7 protein-coding genes are annotated in these 23,433 nt (G+C 68.8%); 1 reads left to right on the plus strand and 6 read right to left on the minus strand.

All coding sequences use genetic code 11. The features are described from left to right. Nucleotides 1-25: 25 nt before the first annotated feature. Together VEW47_08895 and VEW47_08900 are read right to left on the minus strand one after the other, a co-directional pair. On the minus strand, nucleotides 26-16,315 hold the full coding sequence (locus VEW47_08895) for an OmpA family protein (GenBank protein HYS05296.1): 16,290 nt from the start codon (nucleotides 16,313-16,315) through the stop codon (nucleotides 26-28). Continuing rightward, complete coding sequence (locus tag VEW47_08900; protein ID HYS05297.1) at nucleotides 16,312-18,192, minus strand: response regulator; 1,881 nt, start codon at nucleotides 18,190-18,192, stop codon at nucleotides 16,312-16,314. Before VEW47_08900 ends, VEW47_08895 begins: the two co-directional genes overlap by 4 nt. 358 nt (nucleotides 18,193-18,550) lie before the next feature. Between VEW47_08900 and VEW47_08905 the strand changes: the two genes are divergently transcribed. Next, the gene (locus VEW47_08905) at nucleotides 18,551-20,818 is read left to right on the plus strand and encodes an EAL domain-containing protein (protein HYS05298.1); all 2,268 of its coding nucleotides are present in this window, start codon (nucleotides 18,551-18,553) and stop codon (nucleotides 20,816-20,818) included. Between the two features lie 7 nt (nucleotides 20,819-20,825). On the opposite strand, the gene VEW47_08910 is transcribed toward VEW47_08905, so the two are convergent. Genes VEW47_08910 through VEW47_08925 form a run of 4 tightly spaced genes read right to left on the minus strand, consistent with a single transcriptional unit; the run spans nucleotide 20,826 to nucleotide 23,339 of the window. Next, nucleotides 20,826-21,845: a sigma-54 dependent transcriptional regulator gene (locus VEW47_08910; protein HYS05299.1), complete on the minus strand. Its 1,020-nt coding sequence runs from the start codon at nucleotides 21,843-21,845 to the stop codon at nucleotides 20,826-20,828. Nucleotides 21,846-21,904: 59 nt separating this feature from the next. Further along, nucleotides 21,905-22,444 (minus strand): nucleoside recognition domain-containing protein, encoded by a 540-nt coding sequence (locus VEW47_08915; protein ID HYS05300.1) that lies wholly within the window; start codon nucleotides 22,442-22,444, stop codon nucleotides 21,905-21,907. Further along, nucleotides 22,441-22,887, minus strand: a complete 447-nt coding sequence (locus VEW47_08920; GenBank protein HYS05301.1) for a nucleoside recognition domain-containing protein — start codon at nucleotides 22,885-22,887, stop codon at nucleotides 22,441-22,443. The genes VEW47_08915 and VEW47_08920 overlap by 4 nt, the downstream gene beginning before the upstream one ends. Further along, nucleotides 22,887-23,339, minus strand: a complete 453-nt coding sequence (locus VEW47_08925) for a cohesin domain-containing protein (protein ID HYS05302.1) — start codon at nucleotides 23,337-23,339, stop codon at nucleotides 22,887-22,889. Before VEW47_08925 ends, VEW47_08920 begins: the two co-directional genes overlap by 1 nt. Nucleotides 23,340-23,433: the final 94 nt, after the last annotated feature.

Genomic DNA, 23,433 nt, shown 5'->3' on the forward strand with positions numbered 1-23,433 from the left:
CCCCCCCCTCAATCCGCGGCGGCGGTCAGTACTTGCCCTGGATGCGGAAGAAGTAACCCTGGGCCGAATAGTCGTTCGCCGAGAACTCGTTGTCGGTGAAATCGGTGAAGTTGTAGCCGACGCCGATCCGCATGTGCTTGAAGAACAGGCGGTTCACTTCGAACAGCGAGCCGCTGGCCGAATCGTCCGCGCCCTGGTCCATGCTCAGGGTCCGGTACTCGAGCGCCGCGTCCCAGGTGTCGCTCAGGTGATAGCTGAACCGGTTGATCCAAAGCCGCATGCGGCTCTTGAGGTCCGCCAGAAGCGCCTGATCGATGGCGCGGTCGCGAACGGCGTACTTCTCTGTAAGCGACAGGCGGCGGTGCAGGTCGACGACTGTCTGCAGCGAGAAGACCTGGTCGGTCTTGCGATCCGGCACCGCGGCCGCCTGGATCGCGGGGGGCAGGTTCTGCACCTGCGTGTAGCGCGCCAGGACCTGGATCCAGTCGTAGCCGATGGGCCTGAAGGCGATGCCGTAGCTCTCCTCGCGGAACAGCGACTCGTCGATCCCGGCCACCTTGTCCCTGGTCACGCCATAATTGAGCCGGCCGAGGAAGGTGAAGTCGCGCGACAGTTTCACCTCCACCGCGTTGCTCGACACCCACTGGTCGCGGTCGGTCGGCGGCGCGGGCAGGCCCGGCGAGGGGGCCTCGTCGTGGCGCAGCTCGAACTTGGAGAAGATCTTGAACCAGGTCGAGGCGTACGACGCGCTGACCGACGCTGCCTGGCGCAGCGTATCGGGGTTCGTGCCCGTCCCGTCGAGGCGCGAGCGCTCGAAGTTCACTCCCGTCGTCAGGCGGTCGCTGACCTTGGTGTTGAGCCCGACCACCGTGCTGGCGCCGGCCTCGCTGGAGTTCGACTTGAACTGCTCCTCGGTGTACAGGCGCGTGCGATCGCCCAGGAGGGTGGCGGCGCCGGCGGTCAGGACCGAGGTCATGGCACCGGTGTGGTCGGGCGACATGGCGTAGGTCCCGTACAGGACCGTCTTCTCGTCGACTTTCGTGGTCAGGCCGACGAGGCCTCCGTCCCCCTCCTCGGCGGCGATCAACTCGGCCTTCGCGGTCACCTTCGGGCTCACCTGCGCGTCCAGGCCGACCGCCGTCTGCCGCTTGGTGCCGGTAATCGCGGTCGTCCCGCCCACCTGCTGCAGGAAGTCGTCCTGATAGCGGGTGTAGAAGTCGAGCCTGGTCGTCGGCCGGTAGTCGAAGCGCAGCGCGCCGATCCCCTCCGCCTGGTCGGGCTGTGTTGTGTTGTCGGTCGAGCGGTAGCGCGCCTCGATCGTCGCGCCGAACTTTCCGAACGTCTGCTGGTACTGCAGGGTCGACGTCAGGATGGTCGCCGTCCCCTTCACGTCGCGGTCGTCGACCATCAAGTTGAGGGTCCCGCTCTTGCCCATCCGGACTCCCAGCGTCACGCCGCTCTGGTCGCTCTCGTCCTGCGCCACGGTGAAGGAGGACGAGAAGCCGGCATCGATGTGGCGGAAGTAGCCGGTCGCACGGACGGGGCCGCCCCCCGTGGCGAACTCGAGCTTGTACGCCTGGGCCTTGCCGGCCGAGAACGGCACGGTCTTCTTCTGGAAGTCGAGACCGCCGTCGGTGGACACGTACTGCGGCAGCGCCTCGTTGGCGCTCTGGCTGAACTCGGCGGTCACCGAGGACGAAGAGCCGAGGCGCGCCGTCACATCGCCGCCCGTGAGCGTATAGGTCCCGGTCGGACGCTGCTCCTGCACGTAGGTGCCCCCGACAACGACTCCACCGCCGAGCGCCGTCTTCGCCCGTGCGCCGTAGGTGTTCACGTCGATCGCCGAGCCCGACAGATCGGTGTACTCATAGTCCACGACGACGAAGACCGGATTCCCGTTCAGGATCCCGTCGCTGATGATCGTCGACGAGTCGCTCACCGACGAGACGGGGGCACGGAACAGGATCCGGCCTTCCGCATAGTCAATCTCGTAATCAACGTAATTCCTGCGGGTTACGTTCGCAACCGGGATGCCGGTGATCTTGTCGCGCACCTCCAGGCGGACCTTCTCCGATCCCGGCACGACCCCCTGGTTGCGCAGGAAATAGAGCGACCCGCCGGTGCCGGCGAACTCGTCGTGCGCCGCGATGGTCTCCGGCACCGCGGCGAACACGAGGGCCTGACCGAGCGGCTGGCCGTCCTTCTGTTTCGCCAGGCTCTTCCAGGTGACCTTGCCGCCGTACAGGGAGCGATTGAAGGAGGAGAACTCGTTGCCGGTAATTCCGGAATTGTAATTGCCCCACTGCGCGCTGCCGTACGGCGCCTCCAGCAGGACGTAGAAGCGCCCCTGGCTGTTGGTGTCGGCGTAGGTGCGGCTGGAGTCGCCGTACACGGGATAGAACGCGTCCGGATCGAGGTTGCGGTAGAACGAGGAGTCGTCCCGCTGGCCGAGACGCGAGCCGGCGTCCTTCAGGTCCCCCTGGCCGGTGTCCATCGAGGCGGTGATCAGATATTTCCCCTGGATCCTTCCCTTCAGGTAGAAGGCGATCCTGCCGTCGACGAAGAGATCGTCCTTGTATTTGTCGGGGACCGGACCTTCGGTCGTGATCTTGTTGACCGTGGCGTCCCCCAGCGCGACCAGGAAGACGTAGTTGCTCTGCACCTGGACCGGCACCCCCACGCGCCCCTCGGTGCTGTTCGGCATCGACACCACGACGTCGATGACCGACGGCCCCTCGGGCAGGCGGACGGTCCCCAGGAACGCGCCGTTCGGCAGGACCGGCACGCGCCACTTGTTGATGGTCACGGTCGCCTTCGCGGGGGCCGTGCCGCGCACGAACAGGCTCGGGCTGGACAGGACGGCGCCGCGCGGCGGCAGCTCGATGCTGAACTGCGGCACCGGCTTGCGCACGACGATCAGATCCAGCTGCTTGTCGACGCCGCTCAGGTTGACCGCGAGGTTGACCAGGCTGGTGAGACCGCCCGGGGCCATGGCCACGACACCGAAGGTGTTCTCGCCGACCGCCAGGGGCAGGTCGGTCTCGAACGCGCCGGTCCCCTGGACCTGGACCGCCTCGCCGTCGATGAACACCTGGTTGCCCGGCTCCGTCCTCCCGCGCACGCGGATCTTGATGCTCGGGTAGCGCGGCCCGTCCTTCGACGGAGTCGGCTGCATCAGCTTGATGACGTCCTCGCGCTTGCCGATCTCGAGCTTCACGTCGGTCGTCGGCTCGAGGATGGCGATCGTCGGCAGGGTCACGGTGGTCGCCGCGACGCCGCCGTCCTCCGTCTTGATCCCGACGTACACCCTGCCGTGGTCCTTGATCGGATCGACGACCGTCCGGAACGAACCGTCCTCGTCGGCCGGGATGGTCTTGCCGTTGACCACGACCTCGCGCTCCCCCGAAGCGGACGTTTCGGCATAGGTGCGCGCCACTTCGGTGTCCTCGAGCTGGGCCTTGATCTCGACGCGGCGGTTGCGCGCCCGGCCCGCGGAGCTCGTGTTCGGCACCACCGGGCTGGCCGAGCCGCGCCCCTCGCTGGTGAGGCGCTCGCCGTCGATGCCGGCGGCCACGAGGTACACCTTCACCGCCTCGGCGCGCATCAGGGACAGCCTGGTGTTCCAGTCCGCCGCACCGGTGTTGTCCGTGTGGCCGCGGATCACCACCTTCTCGTCGGGATATTTCTTCAGGGTGTCGGCGACCTCCTTGAGCGTCGTCACGGCGGTCGAGTTGAGCACGGCGGTGTTCGTCTCGAAGGAGGCGCCGGTCAGCTCGAACGAGATGGCGTTGGTCCGGTTGACGCCGAAGATGCGCAGCGGGCTCTTCGACAACGACCCGTCGGTGAACTCGATGGTGAGCTGGTACGAGTAGATCGCACCCCCCTTGACCAGGTTGCCGGCGGCGTCCTTGCCGTCCCAGGTGAGCTGCGTGGTCTTCTGATCGGTGCCGCGGAAGCCCCGGATGCGCCGCATCTGCGCGTCGAAGATCTCGAACACCCACTCCTTCACGAAGCGATCGCCCGGATAGGAGATGCGGAACACCGCCGGTTTGTCGAGCCGGCCGTTCACCACGCGGAGGTTCCGCTCCAGGCTCATCACGTCCATCTTGACGCGTGTCTTCGGCAGGCGCGCCTGGACGCCGTTGACGACCGCCGTCATGTCGTCGAGGTTCCCGATGACCTCGGCCTGGGCCTCGACCTTCTCGTCGGTCACGGCGATCCCGTAGGTGCCGGGGCGGCCCTGGCGGATCACGACCGGCGGCTTCAGGCGGGCGGCGAAATTCACCTTGGCCAGAAGACCCGGCGTCAGCGTGATCGTCTGCGCCTCGGGGAGGGTCAGGCCGTCGTTCGGCGGCAGCGTGTGGACGTTGATCTTCACCAGGCGGTTTCCCGGACGCACGGCGGCGATGTGGTACAGGCCGTTGCCGTCGGTGACCGAGTAGACGCCGTCCTCCATCGCCACCATAACACCGCCGACGCCGTTCTCGCCCGGTCCCTGCACGCCGTTGCCGTCCTTGTCGTCGAACACCTTGCCGACGATCGTCCCGAGGTCGAACTCGGGGTCCTCGAGGAGCTCGACGGTGTTGTCCGCCTGCGCGGACAGCGGCTGGGCGATCGCGTCCTGCGCCCGGACCTTGGTCACGAGGCCGCCCAGGAGCGCGCCCGTGTTCACCAGCGCCCTGTAGCTCAGCGTGATCGTCTGTCCCGAGGCGATGGCGCCCACGGGGACGAGACGCGGGATGGCCGGTGCCGGATCGGGCTGTACTGTGCAGGCCGGGGAGCACATCGACATCGTCCCGGAAACCAGCTGCATCCCGACGGGCAGCAGGTCGCTCAGGTCCACGTTGGTCACCGCGAGCGCCGTGGGGTTGGCGAGAGTGACGGTGTACAGGATGAAGTCGCCCCGGCGCACGACCGGCGTGTCGGACGTGATCGACAGCCGCAGGACGTCGCCGAGGAAGACCGGAGCCGTCACGGTCGGATCGTCGTCGGCCGGGTCGGCCGGGTTGTTGCCGGTCTCGAGGGCGTCGGAACGGCCCGGGTCGTCGGAGATGGAGATCAGCGGCCCGGCAGCGGTGAGCGCCGCCTGGTTGCTGATCGCCGTGCCGCCCGGCGCCGCCCCGTCCACGGTGACGCGGTACATCAGGGTGGCCGAAGTCATCGACGGGACACCACCGACGTTCCACACCAGGCTCGGCAGAGCGGTGTCGTCGGCGCCGGGGCCGCTGATCGACGCCGGCACGTAGGTCGTGTTCGCCGGCACCGGGTCGGTCACCACGACCGCGGCGGCGGCGCCGAAGCCGCTGTTCCTGACGGTGATCGTGTAGACCAGCGTATCGCCTGGATTGAGGCTTCCGCCGTTCAGGTCGGCGACCGTCTCGAGGAGCTGGATCACGGGGCCGGACGACGTCACGACGAGTGCGGTCCCGTCGTTCGGGGCAGGCGTCGACGGGTCGTCCGAGACGAGGCTGACCCCTCCGTTGGCGATGACCGAGGCCTGGTTGGCGATCACCGTGCCGCCCGCCAGCGGACTGTTCAGACGCACCCGGAAGGTGATCACGACGTCGCTGTCGGCTCCGCCCGCGCCGTTGAGCGTGCCGATGGCCACCGACAGCGGGTTCCCCTCGACCGTGACATCGGCCGCATCGTCCGAGGCGAGGCTGCCGGCGACCAGAGTCGTGTTGGCCGGGATCGCATCCGTCAGGACGACGCCCGTGGCGTCGTCGTTGCCGGTGTTGGTCACGGTCACGGTGTAGGTGACCGTCTCGTTCTCGAACAGCGGCGCGCCGTTGTCGTCTGCGGCGGTCTTGGTCGCCCGCAGGACCGGCGCCGAGACCACGGTCCGGACCGTCGCGTCGTTCGGGACGGCCGTCGACGGATCGTCGGTGACGATGCTGACGCCTCCGTTGGCCGTGATCGTCGCCTGGTTCCCGATCGCGGTGCCGTTCGCGAGCGGCGTCTGGACCCGCACGCGGAACGTCACGACGACGTCGTTGTCCGCGCCGCCGGCCCCGGTCAGCGTCCCGATCGCCACGCTCAGCGGGTTGCCGGGGGTCAGCGCGTCGGTCGGATCATCCGAGGCCAGGCTGCCGGCCACGAGGACCGTGTTCGCCGGGATCGTGTCGGACAGGACCACTCCCGTGGCGTCGCCGTTCCCCGAGTTCGTCACCGTGATCGTGTAGGTGATCACGTCCCCCGGCTGCAGCGAACCGCCGTTGTTGTCCGTGAATGTCTTCGTCGCGGACAGGCTCACGGTCGAGGTCACGGTGTTGCTCGTGGCCAGCCCGGCGATCGCGGGCGTCTCGTTCGAATCGATGCTGTAGGCGCCGTTGGTGATCAGAAGCCCGTTCGGAAGCGGGCTGTTCACCCGCACGACGAGCTGCATCGAGCCCGACCCGCCTGCGGCCAGTACGCCGATGTTCCAGGTCACGACACCCGCGGCGACGGAACCGCCGGCGGTCGCCGACACGAACGTCGTATTGGCCGGCAGGGTGTCCCGCACCGCCACGCCCGTGGCGTTGGCGGTGCCGGTGTTGACGTAGGACAGCGTGTAGGTGATGTTCGACCCCGCATTGACCGGGTCGGGGGCCCCCGACTTGGTGATGCTGAGGACGGGGGACGAGTTCACCGTGGTGGTGACCGCGGCGCCGCCTACCGGGGCGGTCTCGTTCGAGTCGATGCCGTAACTGCCATTGGTGATGACCGTGCCGTTCGCCAGCGGCGTCACCACCTGCACGACGAGCTGCACGCTGCCGGAGGCGCTGGCCGGCAGGGTGCCGATCGCCCAGGTCACGATGCCCCCCGCCAGCGTCCCGCCGCCGGTCGCCGACACGAAGGTGGTGTTCACGGGAACTGTGTCGGTGATCGCCACACCGGTCGCGTCGGCCGTGCCTGTGTTGGAGTACGCGATCGTGTAGGTGATGTCGCTGCCGGCGTTAACCGGGTCCGGCGCGTCGGTCTTGGAGACGTTCAGCACCGGGGTCGACGTGACGGTCGTCGTCGCGGCCGCTCCGGCGACCGGCGCCGTCTCGTTCGAGTCGATCGTGTACGAGCCGTTCGTGATGACCGTGCCGTTCGCCAGCGGGCTGTTCACCCGGACCACGAGCAGCACCGAGGACGACACGCCGGTGTTGAGAGCCCCGATCGTCCAGGTCACGATGCCTCCCGCGAGCGTCCCGCCGCCGGTCGCGGACACGAAGGTCGTGTTCGCGGGGACCGCGTCGGAGACGACCACGCCGGTGGCGTTCTCGTTCCCGGTGTTCGAGTAGGACAGCGTGTACGTGATGTTCGCGCCCGCGGCCGCCGGGTCGGGCGCGTCCGTCTTCGAGATCCCGAGGACCGGGCTCGAGGCCACGGTCGTGGTCGCGTCCGGGCCGGTCTGCGGCAGGATCTCGTTGCTGTCGATCGTCCAGCCGGTGTTGGTGATCACCGTGCCGTTCAGGAGCGGACTGTTCGCGCGGACGACGAGCTGCACCGATCCCGACGCCCCGGCGCTCACCGCTCCGATGTTCCAGGTCACCACACCGGCGGACAGCGTCCCGCCGCCGGTGGCCGACACGAAGGATGTGCTGGCCGGAAGCGGGTCGCGCAGGACCACGCCGGTCGCGTTGCTGGTCCCGGTGTTCTGGTAGCCGAGCGTGTAGGTGATGTCGCTCCCGGCCGCCACGGGGTCCGGCGCGTCGGTCTTGGTCAGGGTGAACCGCACGCTGGAGAGGACCGTCGTCCCTATCGCCGTGCCGCTGACTGCGGCCGTCTCGTTGCAGTCGATGCTGTAGGTGCCGTTGGTGACCACCGCCCCGTTGGCCACCGGCGTGTTGATCGACACCACCAGCTGGACCGAACCGGAGCCGCCGGAGGGGACGTTGCCGACGGTCCAGGTCACGACACCCCCCGCCAGCGTCCCGCCGGCCGTGGCGCTGACGAAGGCGGTGCCCGCCGGCAGCGTGTCGGCGATCACGACGCCCGTGGCGTTGGCGTTGCCGGCGTTCGAGTACGACAGCGTGTAGGTGACGCTGTCCGTTCCCGCCACGGCGGGGTCGGGGGAGTCGGTCTTGCCGATGCTCAGGATCGGGTCCGATGTGACCGTGGTCGTGATGGGCGCTCCGGATACCGGGGCGGTCTCGTTGCTGTCGATGTCGTACGACCCGTTGGTGAGGAGCGTGCCGCTGGGCAGCGGGCTCGCCACCTGCACGACCATCTGCACCGAGCCGGACGAGCCGGCGTTCAGAGCGCCGATGTTCCAGGTCACGACACCGCCCGCGAGGGATCCGCCGCCCGTGGCCGACACGAACGCGGTGTTGGCCGGCACCGTGTCGGTGATCACCACGCCGGTGGCGTTCTCGTTCCCCGTGTTGGAGTACGAGAGGGTGTAGGTGACGTTGTTCCCCGCCGCGACCGGGTCGGGGGCGTCGGTCTTCGAGATGCCGAGGATCGGAGCCGACGTCACCGTGGTCGTGATGACCGCGCCGGCCACGGGGGGGGTCTCGTTGCTGTCGATGGCATAGGTCGAGTTGGTGATCACCGTGCCGTTCGCCAGCGGGCTCGCGACCTGCACGACCAGCTGTACCGAGCCGGACGACCCCGCGGGCAGGAACCCGAGATTCCAGGTCACGATTCCCCCCGCCTGCGTCCCGCCGGCCGTGGCCGAGACGAACGTCGTGTTCGCGGGCAGCGTGTCCGTGATCACGACGCCGCTGGCGTTGGCGTTGCCGGTGTTCGAGTACGACAGCGTGTAGGTGATGTTCGCGCCCGCGCCCACCGGGTCGGGCGCATCGGTCTTCGAGAGGCCGAGCACGGGGATCGATGTCACCGTCGTCGTGATGGCCGCACCGGCGGTGGGGGGGGTCTCGGTGCTGTCGACGCTGTAGGTCGAGTTCGTGATGACGGTGCCGTTCGCCAGCGGGCTCGCCACATGCACGACCACCTGCACCGATCCCGACGATGCCGCGTTCAACGCGCCGATGTTCCAGGTCACGACACCGGCCGACAGCGTCCCTCCCGCTGTCGCGGAGACGAAGGTGGTATTCGTCGGCACCGTGTCGGCGATCACGACGCCGCTGGCGTTGGCGTTGCCGCTGTTCGAGTAGGACAGCGTGTAGGTGATGTTCGCGCCGGCGCTCACCGGGTCGGGGGCGTCGGCCTTCGAGATCGCCAGGACCGGAGTCGAGGAGACGGTGGTCGGGATCGCCGCGCCTGCGGTCGGCGCGGTCTCGTTGCTGTCGATGCCGTAGGTCGCGTTGGTGATGACCGTCCCGTTCGCCAGCGGGCTGGCGGCCTGGACGACCATCTGCACCGAAGAGGACGACCCGGCGTTCAGCGCCCCGATGTTCCAGGTCACGACCCCGGCCGACAGGCTCCCGCCCGCCGTCGCCGACACGAAGGTCGTGTTCGCCGGCACCGTGTCGGTGATCACGACGCCGCTGGCGTTGGCGTTGCCGCTGTTCGAGTACGACAGCGTGTAGGTGATGCCGGCGCCGGCGTTCACCGGGTCGGGGGCGTCGGTCTTCGAGATGGTCAGGACCGGCACCGACGACACCGTCGTCGTGATCACAGCGCCCGCGACCGGGGCCGTCTCGTTGCTGTCGATGCCGTACGTCGCGTTGCTGATCACCGTTCCGTTCGCCAGCGGGCTCGCGGCCTGCACGATCATCTGCACCGACGAGGACGCCCCGGCGTTCAGCGCCCCGATGTTCCAGGTCACGACGCCTGCCGACAGGGTCCCGCCCGCCGTCGCCGACACGAAGGTCGTGTTCGCCGGCACCGTGTCGGTGATCACGACTCCGCTGGCGTTGGCGTTGCCGCCATTCGAGTACGACAGCGTGTAGGTGATGTTCGCGCCGGCGTTCACGGGATCCGGGGCGTCGGTCTTCGCGATCGCCAGGACCGGCGCCGACGACACCGTGGTCGTGATCGCGGCCCCCGGCGACGGCGCCGTCTCGTTGCTGTCGATGCTGTAGGTCGAGTTCGTGATCACGCTGCCGTTCGCCAGCGGGCTCGTCACCTGCACGACGAGCTGGACCGACGAGGACGACCCGGCGTTCAGCGCCCCGATGTTCCAGGTCACCACACCGGCCGACAGGCTCCCGCCCGCCGTCGCCGACACGAAGGTCGTGTTCGCGGGCAGCGTGTCGGCGATCACGACACCGGTGGCGTTCGCCGACCCGGTGTTCGAGAACGACAGGGTGTAGGTGATGTTGCTTCCCGCGACGACCGGGTCCGGGGCGTCCGTCTTGGAGATGCCCAGCACCGGGGTCGACGCCACCATGGTCGTCACGGCGGCGCCCGACGTGGGCGCCGTCTCGTTCGAGGTGACCTGGTAGGAGCCGTTCGTGATGACCGTGCCGTTCGCGAGCGGGCTCGCCACCTGCACGACCATCTGCACCGAGCCCGACAATGCGGCGTTCAGCGCCCCGATCGTCCAGGTCACGACACCGCCTGCGATCGTCCCCCCGGCGGTGGCGGAGACGAACGAGGTGTTGGCCGGCACCGTGTCGGTGATCGCGACTCCGGTGGCGTTCATGTTCCCGGTGTTGGCGTAGGACAAGGTGTAGGTGATGTTCGCGCCCGGCGCGACCGGATCCGGCGAGTCGGTCTTGGACAGGGTCAGGACCGGCGCCGCGGTCACCGTTGTCGTCGCGTTCGGGCCGGTCTGCGGCAGCGACTCGTTGCTGTCGATGGTCCAGCCGGTGTTGCTGATGACCGTGCCGTTGGCCAGCGGACTGTTGACGCGCACCACGAGCTGGACCGACCCGGACGTCCCGGCGTTCACGTTGCCGACGTTCCAGCTCACCACACCGCCCGAGGGCGTCCCGCCCGCGGTCGCCGACACGAACGTCGTGTTGGCCGGCAGCGTGTCGCTGATCACGACCCCCGTCGCGTTGTTGGTGCCGACGTTCTGGTAACCCAGCGTGTAGGTGATCGTGCTCCCCGCGGCCACCGGGTCGGGGGCGTCGGTCTTGGTGAGGGTGAATCGCGGGTCCGAAAGGACCGTGGTCGTGATGGCCGCCCCGGTCGTCGGCGCCGTCTCGGTGCAGTCGATGGCGTACGTGCCGTTGGTGATCGTCGTGTTGTTGGCGATCGGCGTGTTGATCGACACGACCATCTGCACCGAGCCGGAGCCAGCCGCCGCCAGGCCGCCGAGGGTCCAGGTGACGACGCCGCCCGACTGCGTCCCGCCCGCGGTCGCCGAAACGAAGGTCGTGCTGGCCGGCACGGTGTCGGTGATGACCACCCCGGTCGCGCCCGCCGTTCCGGTGTTCGAGTACGACAGCGTGTAGGTGATGTTGTCGGTCCCCGCGACCGCCGGATCGGGCGCGTCGCTCTTGGCGATGTTGAGGATCGGGTCGGACGTGACCGTCGTCGTGATCGCCGTTCCCGGGGCGGGGGCCGTCTCGTTGCTGTCGATGGCGTACGACCCGTTCGTGATCACGGTGCCGTTCGCCAGAGGGCTCGCGACCTGCACCACCAGCTGGACGCTGCCGGAGGCGCCGGCCGCCAGGTTCACGATGTTCCAGGTCACAACACCGCCGGCGAGCGCGCCGCCACCCGTGGCCGAGACGAACGCCGTGTTGGCCGGGACGGTGTCGGTGACGACGACACCGGTCGCATTGGCGTTCCCGGTGTTCGAGTAGGAGAGCGTGTACGTGATGTTGTTCCCCGCCGGGACCGGGTCCGGGGCGTCGCTCTTCGAGATCGACAGGATCGGCGACGACGTGACGGTGGTCGTGATCGCTCCCCCCGCGGCCGGCGCGGTCTCGTTCGAGTCCACGCTGTAAGAGCCGTTGGTGATGACCGTGCCGTTCACGAGCGGGCTCGCGACTTGAACGATCAGGGTGCGCGTCAGCGTCGTGCCGGCCGCCAGGATCCCGATGTTCCAGGTCACCACGCCGGCCGAAAGCGTGCCGCCGCCCGACGCCGATACGAAGCTGGTGTTCCCCGGGACGGTGTCCGTGACCACGACGCCGCTGGCGTTGGCGTTCCCCGTGTTGCCGAAGCTCAGCGTGTAGGTGATGTTGCCGCCGGCCGCCACGGGGTCGGGAGCGTCGCTCTTCGAGAGGGTCAGGATCGGCGAGGAGGACACGGTCGTGGTGATCGCCGTTCCCGCGACGGGCGCCGTCTCGTTGCTGTCGATGTTGAACGTCGCGTTGGTGATGACGGTGCCGTTCGCCAGCGGGCTCGCGACCTGCACGACCATCTGAACCGACCCCGAGGCGCCCGCGTTCAGGGCGCCGATGGTCCAGGTCACCACCCCGGCCGACACGCTCCCCCCGGCGGTCGCCGACACGAAGCTGGTGTTCCCGGGGACCGTGTCGGTGATCACGACGCCGCTGGCGTTGGCGTTCCCGGTGTTCGAGTACGACAGCGTGTAGGTGATGTTCGACCCCGCGTTCACCGGGTCGGGCGCGTCGGTCTTGGAGATCGTCAGGACCGGCAGGGACGACACCGTCGTCGTGATCGCCGTCCCCGCCACCGGCGCCGTCTCGTTGCTGTCGATGCTGAACGTGGCGTTGCTGATCACCGTGCCGTTCGCCAGGGGGCTGGCGACCTGCACCACCAGCTGCACCGACGCGGAACTGCCCGCGTTCAGCGCCCCGATGTTCCAGGTCACCACCCCGGCCGCCAGAGTGCCGCCGCCGGTCGCCGATACGAAGCTGGTGTTCCCCGGAACCGTGTCGGTGATCACGACGCCGCTGGCGTTCGCGTTCCCGGTGTTCGAGTACGACAGCGTATAGGTGATGTTCGACCCCGCGTTCACCGGGTCGGGCGCGTCGGCCTTCGAAATGGTCAGGACCGGCTGGGACGACACGGTCGTTGTGATCGCCGTCCCCGACACCGGCGTCGTCTCGTTGCTGTCGATATTGAAGGTCGAGTTGGCGATCACGGTGCCGTTCGCCAGCGGACTCGCGACCTGCACCACGAGCTGCACGGAGCCGGAGCCGCCGGCCGCCACGGCGCCGATGTTCCAGGTCACCAGCCCGGCCGCCAGGGCGCCGCCGGCCGTCGCCGAGACGAACGTGGTGTTCGCCGGAACGGTGTCGGTGATCACGACCCCCGTGGCGCCCGCCGTGCCGGTGTTCGAGTACGACAACGTGTAGGTGATGTTGCTCCCCGCGTTGACCGGGTCCGGCGCGTCGGTCTTGGAGATCGTCAGGACCGGCTTCACGACCGTCGTGGTTGCGGTGTAGTTCGCGGGACCGCCCAGGTTGTTGCAGCTGTCGGCGTAGGTCGTGGTGAGGACGTCGTCCCTGGCGACCGCCAGGACACCCACGGCCGGATCCGGGACCGATCCTTCCGAGCTCGCGAGCGTGCCGCTGAACACCCCCGTGTTCACGCCGGTCTCCGTGAGCGTCACGGTTTCGGTCTCGCCGGTCGTCGGGTTGTTCACCGTGACGGTGAACGTCTGCGCCGTGGCCGGGTTGGTGTTGCGGTCGGCGTCTGTGACGGTGATGGCGATCGCCTGGGTCGGCAGGATGGTCGCGGACGCGCCCGGCGCCCCGGTCACACAGGTCGTCGTCACCGTGGTCGTGGCGGTCACGGTCGCGCTCCCGCCCGATGCGGTGAAGGCGTCGTTGTAGGTCGTCACCAGGGTGTCGCCGGCCTTCACGTTGAAGGTGCCGTCGTTGTTGGTGCCGGCCGAGGCCCCGAACACGGTCGCGACCGTTGCCGTGAACACGCCCGTGTTCGCACCGGTCTCCGTGCAGGTGCGCGTTTCGCTCTCCCCCGTGACCGAGTTCACCGTGGTCAGGGTCAGCGTCTGGACGGTCGCCGGATTGGTGTTGAGGTTGCGGTCGGTGAGCGTCAGCGTGACGGTGCTCCCCGGGCCGATCGGGGTCGTCGACGTCAGCGTCCCCGAGAAACCCGCCTGCACGGTCGAGGTGGCGGTGTTGGTGTTGACGGCGGCCGTCTGCGTGCTCGCGATCGACGCGACGTTCGAGATCACGGTGCCGCCCGCGACCGCGTCGCCGAGGGTCGCGTCGAACGTCAGCGTCGTCGTCGCCCCGCCGCCGTTCAGGGGTCCGACGTTCCACACGAGATTGGGCGCGCCCGCTGCGTTGGCGCCGGTCCCGGTGATCGAGCCGGCGACGTAGGTGGTGTTCGCCGGCACCGTGTCGCTCACGACGATGCCGGTCGCGTTCATGTTGCCGCTGTTGCGCACGACAATCGTGTAGCGCAGGACATCGCCCGTCGTGACCAGGCCGCCGTTGAGGTCGCTCACGGTCTTGGTCGAGATGGTGAAGTTCGGCGAGGCCGTGATGTTCGTCGTGGCGGTGCTGGTGTTGACCGCCGCGGTCTGTGTGCTCGTGATGGACGCGGTGTTGGTGATCGACGTCGTGCCGGCCGGCACCGGGTTGTTGACCAGGGCCTGGTAGGTCAGGTTGACCGTTGCGCCCGCCGCCACGTTCCCCACGTTCCACACCAGGTTCGGGTTGCCGGCGGCGCTGGCGCCCGTCCCGGTGATCGACCCGCCCACATACGTGGTGTTCGGCGGGATCGTGTCGCTCACGACCACACCGGTGGCCGGATTGACGCCTGAATTGATGACGCTGATCGTATAGGTGAGAGTCGAGCCGGGCGTCGCGATGCCGAAATTCACGGTCTTCGTGCTCGTGGCGAACGACACGGGCGACTGGACCGTCGTGGTCACGGTCGCCTGCACCGGGGTGCCGAGGCCGGTCTCGGTGCTCACGACCGACACCGTGTTGCTGATCACGGTGCCGTTCGTCACGCCGGCACCCACGGTGACCGTGAGCGTCAGGATCTGCGACGCCCCCGAAGCCATGTTTCCGATGGCCCACGTGACCGTGCCGCCGACGTTGTTCCCGGGGGCGCTCGCCGAGACGAAGGTCGTGTTCGCGGGCACGGCGTCGGTCACGCTGACCCCGGTCAGAGCCTGACTGCCGTTGTTGGTCACCGCGATCGTGTAGGTGATGTTCGAGCCCGCCGCCACCGGGTCGGGCGAATCACTCTTGCTGATGGCGATGCTCGTCGTGCTCGGTGACACGCTCGTGGTGAAGGTCGCCGTGTCGGAGACTGCCGGGTTGAAGTTCGAGGTCGCCAGGATCCTGTAGATATCGGTCTGGTTGTTCCCGCCCCCGCCCGGCTTCGTGAATCGGACCTGGTAGACGACCGTCGTTCCGGCGGCGATGTTCCCCGTGTCGGGCAGTCCGTCCCCATCGGTGTCCGCGGCCGGCAGGACCGAGTCCCAGGTTCCGTTCGCGGGGGAGTTGTCGGTCGCGAGAACGGTCCCCGTGGGATTCAGCAGCTCGACCATCACGTTGTACTGGTTCTGGACGAGAACATCGGTCAGATCGAACCGGTCGGTGCCGTTGCCGGTATTGGTGACGGTGAAGGTGTAGGTGTAGAGCGTCCCGTTCGAGGGCCGGATGCTTCCGGACTGATCCGGGTCCACCAGGACCGAGGCGACCTGCGTCACGGTCGTCGTGACGGTGCTGGAGGCCACCGGGTTCTGCGTGTTGCCCAGGTTGTCCTGGAAGGAGATCGACCCGCTGTTGCTGATGATCGTCCCCGCCACCACCCCCGCGTTGATCGTGACCGTGAATTGCCGGGAGCCCGAGCCGCCCGCCGCGATCGACCCGATGTTCCAGGTGACCACGCCACCGGTCAAGATGCCGCCGCCGGTCGCGCTCTGGAACGTGGTGTTGGACGGCACGAAGTCGGACAGGGTGACGTTGGTGGCGCTCACGCTCCCGGCGTTGCCGTACGTGAGGGTGTAGGTGATCGGCTGGCCCGGGCCGGCGCTCGCGACGCTGCGCGTCTTGGTCAGGGAGATGTTCAGCGGATTCACGACTGTGATGCTGGTCGGGTCGTTGAGAGCACCGGTGCCGGGGTCGTCGGAGAGGACGGTGATCGGTCCGGTCGCCGTGATCGTCGCCTGGTTGCCGATCACGAGACCGTTGGCGGCGCCGGCGCTGATCTGCACCTTGAAGGTGACCGTCACGCTGCCGCCCGAGGCCGCGAGCCCGCCGGCCTGCACCTGAAGCGGGTTCCCCTCGATCACGATGTCGGTCGGATCGCTGGACGTGAGGGATCCCGGCAGGTAGGTGGTATTCGCGGGAATCGGATCGGAGATCACGACGTTCGCCGCCGCCGTGGTGCCGGTGTTCGTGACCGTCAGCGTGTAGGTCAGGGTCTCGCTCGGCCGGGGCGATCCGCCGTTGTCGTCGGCGACCGTCTTGCTGGCCACGAGATTGACCGCGGCCAGCGCCTGGGCCGACAGGACCGGACAGAAGGAGACGGCCGCCGCCAGCAGCGCAAGGAGGGCGACTCGCCGGGCCGGACCGGGGAGGCGGCTCATCGTCCCCCTCCGTCCAGGGCGCGCAGGAGCGCAGCCACGACTTCGGGATCGTGCTTGCGGCCGCGTCTCTTCTCGATCGCCTCCAGAGCCAGCGCCCTGGCCCGCGTCTCGTCGCCCGCGGGGCACAGGGAGACGAACTCCTCGCAGGTCGCCAGGACGCGGGACTCGACCGGCACGTTCCCGGCGCCGCCGCCGAGCGGCGAGGGGGAAGCGTCGAACCAGTCGGCGGAGCGCAGGATGATGTCGCGCACGTTGCGCAGGGAGGCGATCGGCGCGAGAAGGCGTTCGGTCGCCATGACGGCGACCGGGAACCACTCCGCCGCGGGACGCAGCCGCCCGCCGGCCCGTTCCTGCTCTTCGGGCGGCGCCGTCAGGCGCCCCGCCTCGTGCAACGCCGCGGCGCGCGTGACCAGGTCCACCCGCTCTTCCGGCAGGCCGAGCCCGCGCGCCACGGCCGCCGCCAGCTCCGCGACCCGCCGCGAATGACCGCGCGTCTCGGCGCGAAGCCCCTCCATCGCATGGATCACGCCGATCAGCGCCGTGAGGTAGCCGTCCTCCATCTCCTTCACCAGGCGGGCGTTCTCGATCGCGACCGCCATCTGCGACGCGAGAGTCGAGAGAAACTCCAGGTCCTGCTCGGTGAACGGCTCGCCCGAGTGCTTGTCGCTGACGTTGATGACGCCGACCCGCCTGCGCTGGTAGCGGATCGGGTAGGAGACCGTGAGCGGCGTGATCATGAAGGAGGCGGTCGAGTACTTCCCGCCGGTGCGCATCGTCCTGAGCGCGGTCTTCTCGATGTCCTGCACCAGGAGGGGCGCCTGGGACGCGGCCACGCGCCCGGCGATCCCCTCCCCGACCCGCAGCGTGCGCCTCAGGCCTTCCTCATCCGGGATGCCGACGGAGGCGACCAGCTTCAGCGTGTCGCTGTCGGTGCCCGACACGAACACCGACACGCGGCGCGCCTTCAGGTGCTGCGCGACCAGGCGCACCAGCGAGTCGTACAGATCGCCCGTGTCGAGGAGCCCGGCGGTTGCCTTGCCGATCTCGTTGACCGCCGCCAGGCGGGCCACGGTCTCGGTCAGCTCGACGTTGCGCGTCTGCAGGCTGCCGACGAGCATCCGGTTCTCCTGGGCGAGGCGGCGTTTCTCCAGGGCGCGGTCGACCACGCGGTACAGGGCATCGAGCTCTGTCACGGGCTTGGTGATCAGGTCGTAGGCGCCGTCGCGCAGCGCCTGGATCGCGGTGTCGAGGCTGGCATGCGCCGTGACGACGATCACCTCGGCGCCCGGGCTCACCTGCTTGACGGTCTGCAGGACATGGAGCCCCGACATCCCGGGCATGCGCACGTCGGTCAGGACCACGTCGCATGGCTGCGTCCGGAAGATCTCGACTCCGCGCTCGCCGTCCTCGGCCGCGGCGACGCTGTGACCGGCCTCGGTGAGAGCGGCGACGAGGAACTTGCGGACCGAGGCGTCGTCGTCGATGACCAGGATCCGGCCCGGCGCCTCGCGCGCGCTCCTGCGGGGGGAGGTGACGCCGCCGGTGGCGGTGGCGCCGGCCGGAGCCGCCGATGGCGCCTCCGCCCTTCGCGCCGTGTCCGTGCGCGCTGCGGAAGGACCCCTCGGGTGGGAGTAAAAGGCGGTCCCGCCGATCAGTCGCCTGTCGAGAAGACCCTTGTCGTGCAGATCGACCAGCGCGCGCTCGACGACACCTCGATCCTCCCGCACCCAGAAGCGGGCGATCCCCTCGACCGAGTCCATGGCCTCCGAGTTGCGGCGGAAGTACGCCAGCACGCGCTCGCTGATTTCCGGACTCGATCCGTCGGCCGGCGCCTCCACCGGTTCCGGCTGCGGCTCTGTCCCCTTGACCGACTCCATCTGACGGACCTCCGGGTCCATGCACTGCGAGGCGCATGCCCCCGTGGGGCTTTGGCCGACGGACGCTTCATGGGTGTGTTTTCAGCGGGTTGGAGCGGTGCGACAGAATGGCGCCCGGGAGCGATGACAGAAAAGGACATCGCTCCCGTGGGGAATCCCCCGCATGCGGCCTGTCATGACGATTCCAGGCGCGGGGTTTTCGGGGCGCGTGCGGGGAATTTCCCTCGGTGGACCGTCCTGGATCTGAGGAGATTCGACCGGCTCGTTGAGGAATTCACCTGATTGCGGACGACGGACCCGCAACCGAACGTGGACTATGGAGAGGTCTGAGGTCGAGGAGTACACGATGGGCAGACGCATGGAAGCAACGGGCCCGCTCTTGAAGACCGCCGCGCCCCGCGGGACGCCGCTCGACATTCTCCTGGTGGAGGACAACCCCGCCGATGCGCGCCTGGCGGCGGAGGCCCTGAAGGAGAGCGGCTTCCCCAGCAGGCTGCACTGGGCCGCGGACGGAATCCACGCCCTCGAGATCCTGCGCGGACAGGACGAGGCGGCGACCGGCGTGCACCCCGGCCTGATCCTCCTCGACCTGAATCTGCCCAAGAAGGACGGCCGCGAGGTCCTGGCGGAAATCAAGCGGGACCCTGCTCTGCGCCGCATCCCGGTCATCGTCCTGACCAACTCGCGCGCCGAGGCCGACCGCGACCAGAGCTACGATCTGCAGGCCAACTGCTTCATCAACAAGCCGGCGCAATGGGACGAGTTCGTCGCCGTGGTGCGGTCGATCAAGGAGTTCTGGTTCGGCCGTGTCGCGCTCCCGGGGGCCGATCGGCTGCGCGCCGGCCAGCCCGGAGTATCGTCACCGTTCGCGACGGCCGAACCCGGCACCCGCGGCGCGGCAGGCCCGCCGCTCAGGGTCCTTCTCGTCGAGGACAACCCGGGCGACATCCGGCTGGTGCGTGACCTGCTGGCGGGAGTCGGCCAGAGGCAACTCGAGGTCCTGACCGCCGGCTCGGTCAGGCAGGCGCTCGTTCTGCTCGGGGAGGAGAAGGTCGACGCGATCCTGCTCGACCTGACGCTGCCGGACGGCGAGGATCTCGAAGGGCTGGCGGAGCTGCACGGCCTCATGACCGGTGTCCCGATCCTCGTCCTCGCGAGCCAGCACAACGAGGCGACGGCGGCCCGGTCCCTGCGACGGGGGGCCCAGGATTATCTGGTCAAGGGGTTGTTCGACGGCGAGGGGCTGGCGCGCGCCGTCGGGAACGCCATCGAGCGGAACCGATTCGAGAAGATCCTCGAATACATGGCCCAGCACGACGTGCTCACGGAATTGCCGAATCGCACCCTCCTGGAGGACCGGCTGTCCCACACGCTGGAGCATGCGCGACGCGACAGCCAGGGACTGGCGGTCCTCTTTCTCGACCTCGATCGCTTCAAGATCCTCAACGACTCCCTGGGTCACGTGGCGGCCGACCAGCTTCTTCAGGCGATCGCGGGCCGGCTCTCCGCCGCAGTGCGCGCCAGCGACACGGTGTCGCGTGTCGGCGGCGACGAATTCGTCATCCTGTTGCCGGACATCGATAGTACCGAGGACGTGACCCTGGTGGCCCGGAAGATCCTCGACTGCCTGCGCTCGCCGTTCTCGATCGGCGGCTGCGAGGTGAGCGTGTCCGCCAGTCTGGGCGCCAGCGTGTATCCGCAGGACGGCTCAGACGCCGAGACCCTTCTCAAGAACGCGGACACCGCCATGTACCGCGCCAAGCAGATCGGACGCGGCAATTTCCAGATGCACTCGCCGGCCGCGGCGGTGCCGCGGGGCGAGCGCGAGTCGATGGTCATCGCGCTGCAGCGGGCGCTCGAGCGGGACGAGCTGCTCCTGCACTACCAGCCGGTCGTCGACGCCCTCAGCGGGTCGATCGTCGCACTCGAGGCCCTCGTCCGCTGGCGGCACCCGACCGGGGGACTCCTCTCGGCGAAACGGTTCCTTCCCCTGGCGGAGGAGACCGGCATGATCGTCGACGTCGGGGAATGGGTGCTCCGGCACGCCGGCCTGCGGGCGCGGGACTGGCAGGGGGAGGGACTGCTGCCGATGCGCATCGTCGTCAACGTGTCTTACCGCCAGCTCAACCGCGGCCGGGAGTATTCCGACGCGGTGTCGCGAATCCTGCGCGAGACCGGCCTCGAGCCGCAGCGCCTGGAGCTGGATGTCACGGAGGAGACCTTCCTCAGGGAAGGGTCGACCGCCGTGCGGACTCTGCGGACCCTGCACGATCTGGGGATCCGGATCAGCGTCGACGATTTCGGGAGCGGATTCGCCTCCCTGATCCGGCTCAAGAATTTTCCCTTCGCCAACATCAAGATCGCCCGCTCGTTCATCCATCACGTCACCGTCAACCCGGACGACGCCGCCGTGGTGTCCGCGATCATCGCCATGGGACACAACCTGAGGATGAGCGTTCTGGCGCAGGGGGTGTCGACCGCCGAGCAGGTCGCCTACCTTCTCAGGCATCAGGTCGATTTGATGCAGGGTTACTACTTCTCGCGCCCGCTGCCCGAGGACGCCTGCACCCGGCTGATCCGTGGACCCAGGCTGCACCCGGTGGTCGACCGGCTCAAGGTCCCCTGAATGGGTGTCAGGAACGATAGGCCGCCGGGTCGACGTGGTGCCGCTTCATGAGATCGTAGAAGTCCTTGCGGTCCTTGCCGGCCAGCCGGGCGGCGGCCGCGACGTTCCCGTTCACGAGCTGCAGGCACCGCACGAGGTAAGTCCGGACGAATTCCGCCTTGGCCTTCTTGAAGGAGGGGAACGACGTTCCGACGGTCCCCGCCGGGAACAGGTCGAGGGCTTCGACGTCGATCACGTCTCCCTTCGCCATGACCATCGCCTGCTTGACCCGGTTCTCCAGCTCGCGCACGTTGCCCGGCCAGGCGTGGCTCTTCAGCCGTTCGAGAGCCTGCGGCGTGAAGGCCCGGATCGACCGGCCCAGCTCGCGGTTGAACTGGTGCAGGAACTGGTCCACAAGCAGCGGGAGGTCCTCGCGCCTGTCGCGCAGGGGGGGCAGGTGGATCGGCAGGACGCTGATGCGGTGGAACAGGTCTTCGCGGAAGCGTCGGCATTCCATCTCGGTCTTCAAGTCCTTGTTGGTCGCGGCGATGATCCGGACATCGACCTTGCGGTTGCGCGTCTCGCCGAGCCGCCGCACCTCCTCCTCCTGCAGGACGCGGAGCAGCTTCACCTGGCAGGAGAGGTACAGGTCCCCGATCTCGTCCAGGAAGAGGCTCCCGCCTTCCGCCTCCTCGAACACGCCCTTCTTGTCGCCGTGCGCCCCGGTGTAGGCCCCGCGCGCGTGGCCGAACAGCTCGTCCTCCATGAGCGTCTCGGGGATGGCCCCGCAGTTCATGGTCAGGAAGGGGCGCGCCGCCCGGGGCCCCGTGTAGTGGATGGCGCGCGCCACCAGCTCCTTGCCGGTCCCGCTCTCACCCTGGATCAGCACCGGGATACCGGTGCGGGCCGCGACGGCGATCAACTCCAGGACGTGCGCCATGGCCGGAGCGGTGCCGACGATGAGATCGGTGCGGCGCCTGACCGGGTAGCCGGAGGTCTCCGCCTGAAGGCTCTCCGACGGCAGCTCGTGATGGGCCGAACCGGGCATGCTCCCCTCCCCTCGGGGCAGTGTCGCGCTCTGGGGCGAATATAGGAGCGCGCCGGCCCCTAATCCAGCGCGAGCGAGGGTTTTTTCCCACTCCTGCGCAGGAGCGCCTGGCGTCCTCCGAGAACGCTGAGAGCCAGGAGGAGCCGGAGTCCGGCCAGGAGGAGCATGCGGCCGGCGACTTCCCCCGGGCCGGCCGCCCCCGCCAGGGCAAACAGGAGGGTGTCCTCGATGATGGCGTGGCAGGTGCAGAGAAACAGTCCCAGGCTGTGCAGCTCTTCCGGTCCGATCTTCTTCTCCTCGGCGATGGGGATGATGATCCCCGCCCCGTAGATGATCCCGAGGAAGAACCCCGCCACGAGCGGCGCTGTACACGGCGGGGACATCCCGAGTCGCGACAGCCACGGCCCCAGCGCGCGTCCCCAGCGCTCGAACAACGGCAGCGGCGCCAGCACCTCGTACAGGATCAGCGCCGGGACGAGGATGAGCGCGATCTTCAGCGAGAACAGCACCCCGGACAGGGCCGCCCCGAGAACGGCGCCGCCGAACGATCCCCCTTCGGGAATGAACGCCGCGAGGAAGGCCGCTCCGCCCGGCGTCATGGGGCCGACCCGATGAACAGGCGCGACGCGGCCCACCCGACCACGAGCGCCATCACCATCCGGTAGACCAGGAGCCGCAGGGCCCGGGCCCCGGCCGACCTTAGAACGGTCGTCTCGACGAACAGCGAGTGCGCCATCCCGAGCATCAGTCCAAGGGTGGTGATCTGGCCGCCGCTCAGACCGAGGCTTCCGAGGGCGGCGGTGGCCGTGTAGACGTTGAGGAAGCACCCGAGAAGGACGGGGATCGCCGCCTCGCCGGGGAGCCGGAAGATCGACATGAACGGGGAGCAGGCCACGCCGATCGCCTGGACGACACCGAGGCGGCCGAGCAGATCCATGACGATGAAGGTCGGCACGGTCACGCGGAACAGGACGAAGCAGGTGTGGCCGCCGCGACGCAGGCCGCGGCGCATGCGGTCGCGCAGCGCAGGGGACGGCTCCACTAGGGGACCTGGATCTCCGCGGCCCCGGTGCTCACCGGAAGCAGGCGGCTGTCGGCACCCCAGGCCATCGCCGAGCCGATCGCGACCGTCGTGGCGCCGGAGGCGAGCACCTTGAACCGGACGAGGCACAGAGTGCCGTGACCGCCGGACTCGTGGGAGCGGTCGGTCCGGCCGATGCCGATCACGACGTCCCCCGGACGCGACTGCCCGTTGACCAGAAACACCGTGGAGGCGCCATCGCGATTCATGAAGTCTCCCTCCGTCGCCGCGACGAACCGGAGCCGCGCCGGATCATAGAGAAGATGCAGCGGCGCGTCCACGACCCCGGTCGAGGTCGCGGCTCCAATCTCGACCGTCACCTCGTCCCCCACGCGAGGCGTCCCCGGTCTCATGACGACCGACAACGCCAATCCCCCCCCCGAGGATCCGCCGGCCGGCGCCGGAACCGGCACCGTCGTGGCCTCGCCTCCCTGGGGGGGCGGAGGCGGGCTCGCCGTTCTCGACGCGGACGACTTGTCGTCCGGCCTCCTGCCGGAAGAGGTGCCG

Source organism: Candidatus Dormiibacterota bacterium (assembly GCA_035635555.1).
Taxonomy (GTDB): domain Bacteria; phylum Acidobacteriota; class Polarisedimenticolia; order Gp22-AA2; family Gp22-AA2; genus Gp22-AA3.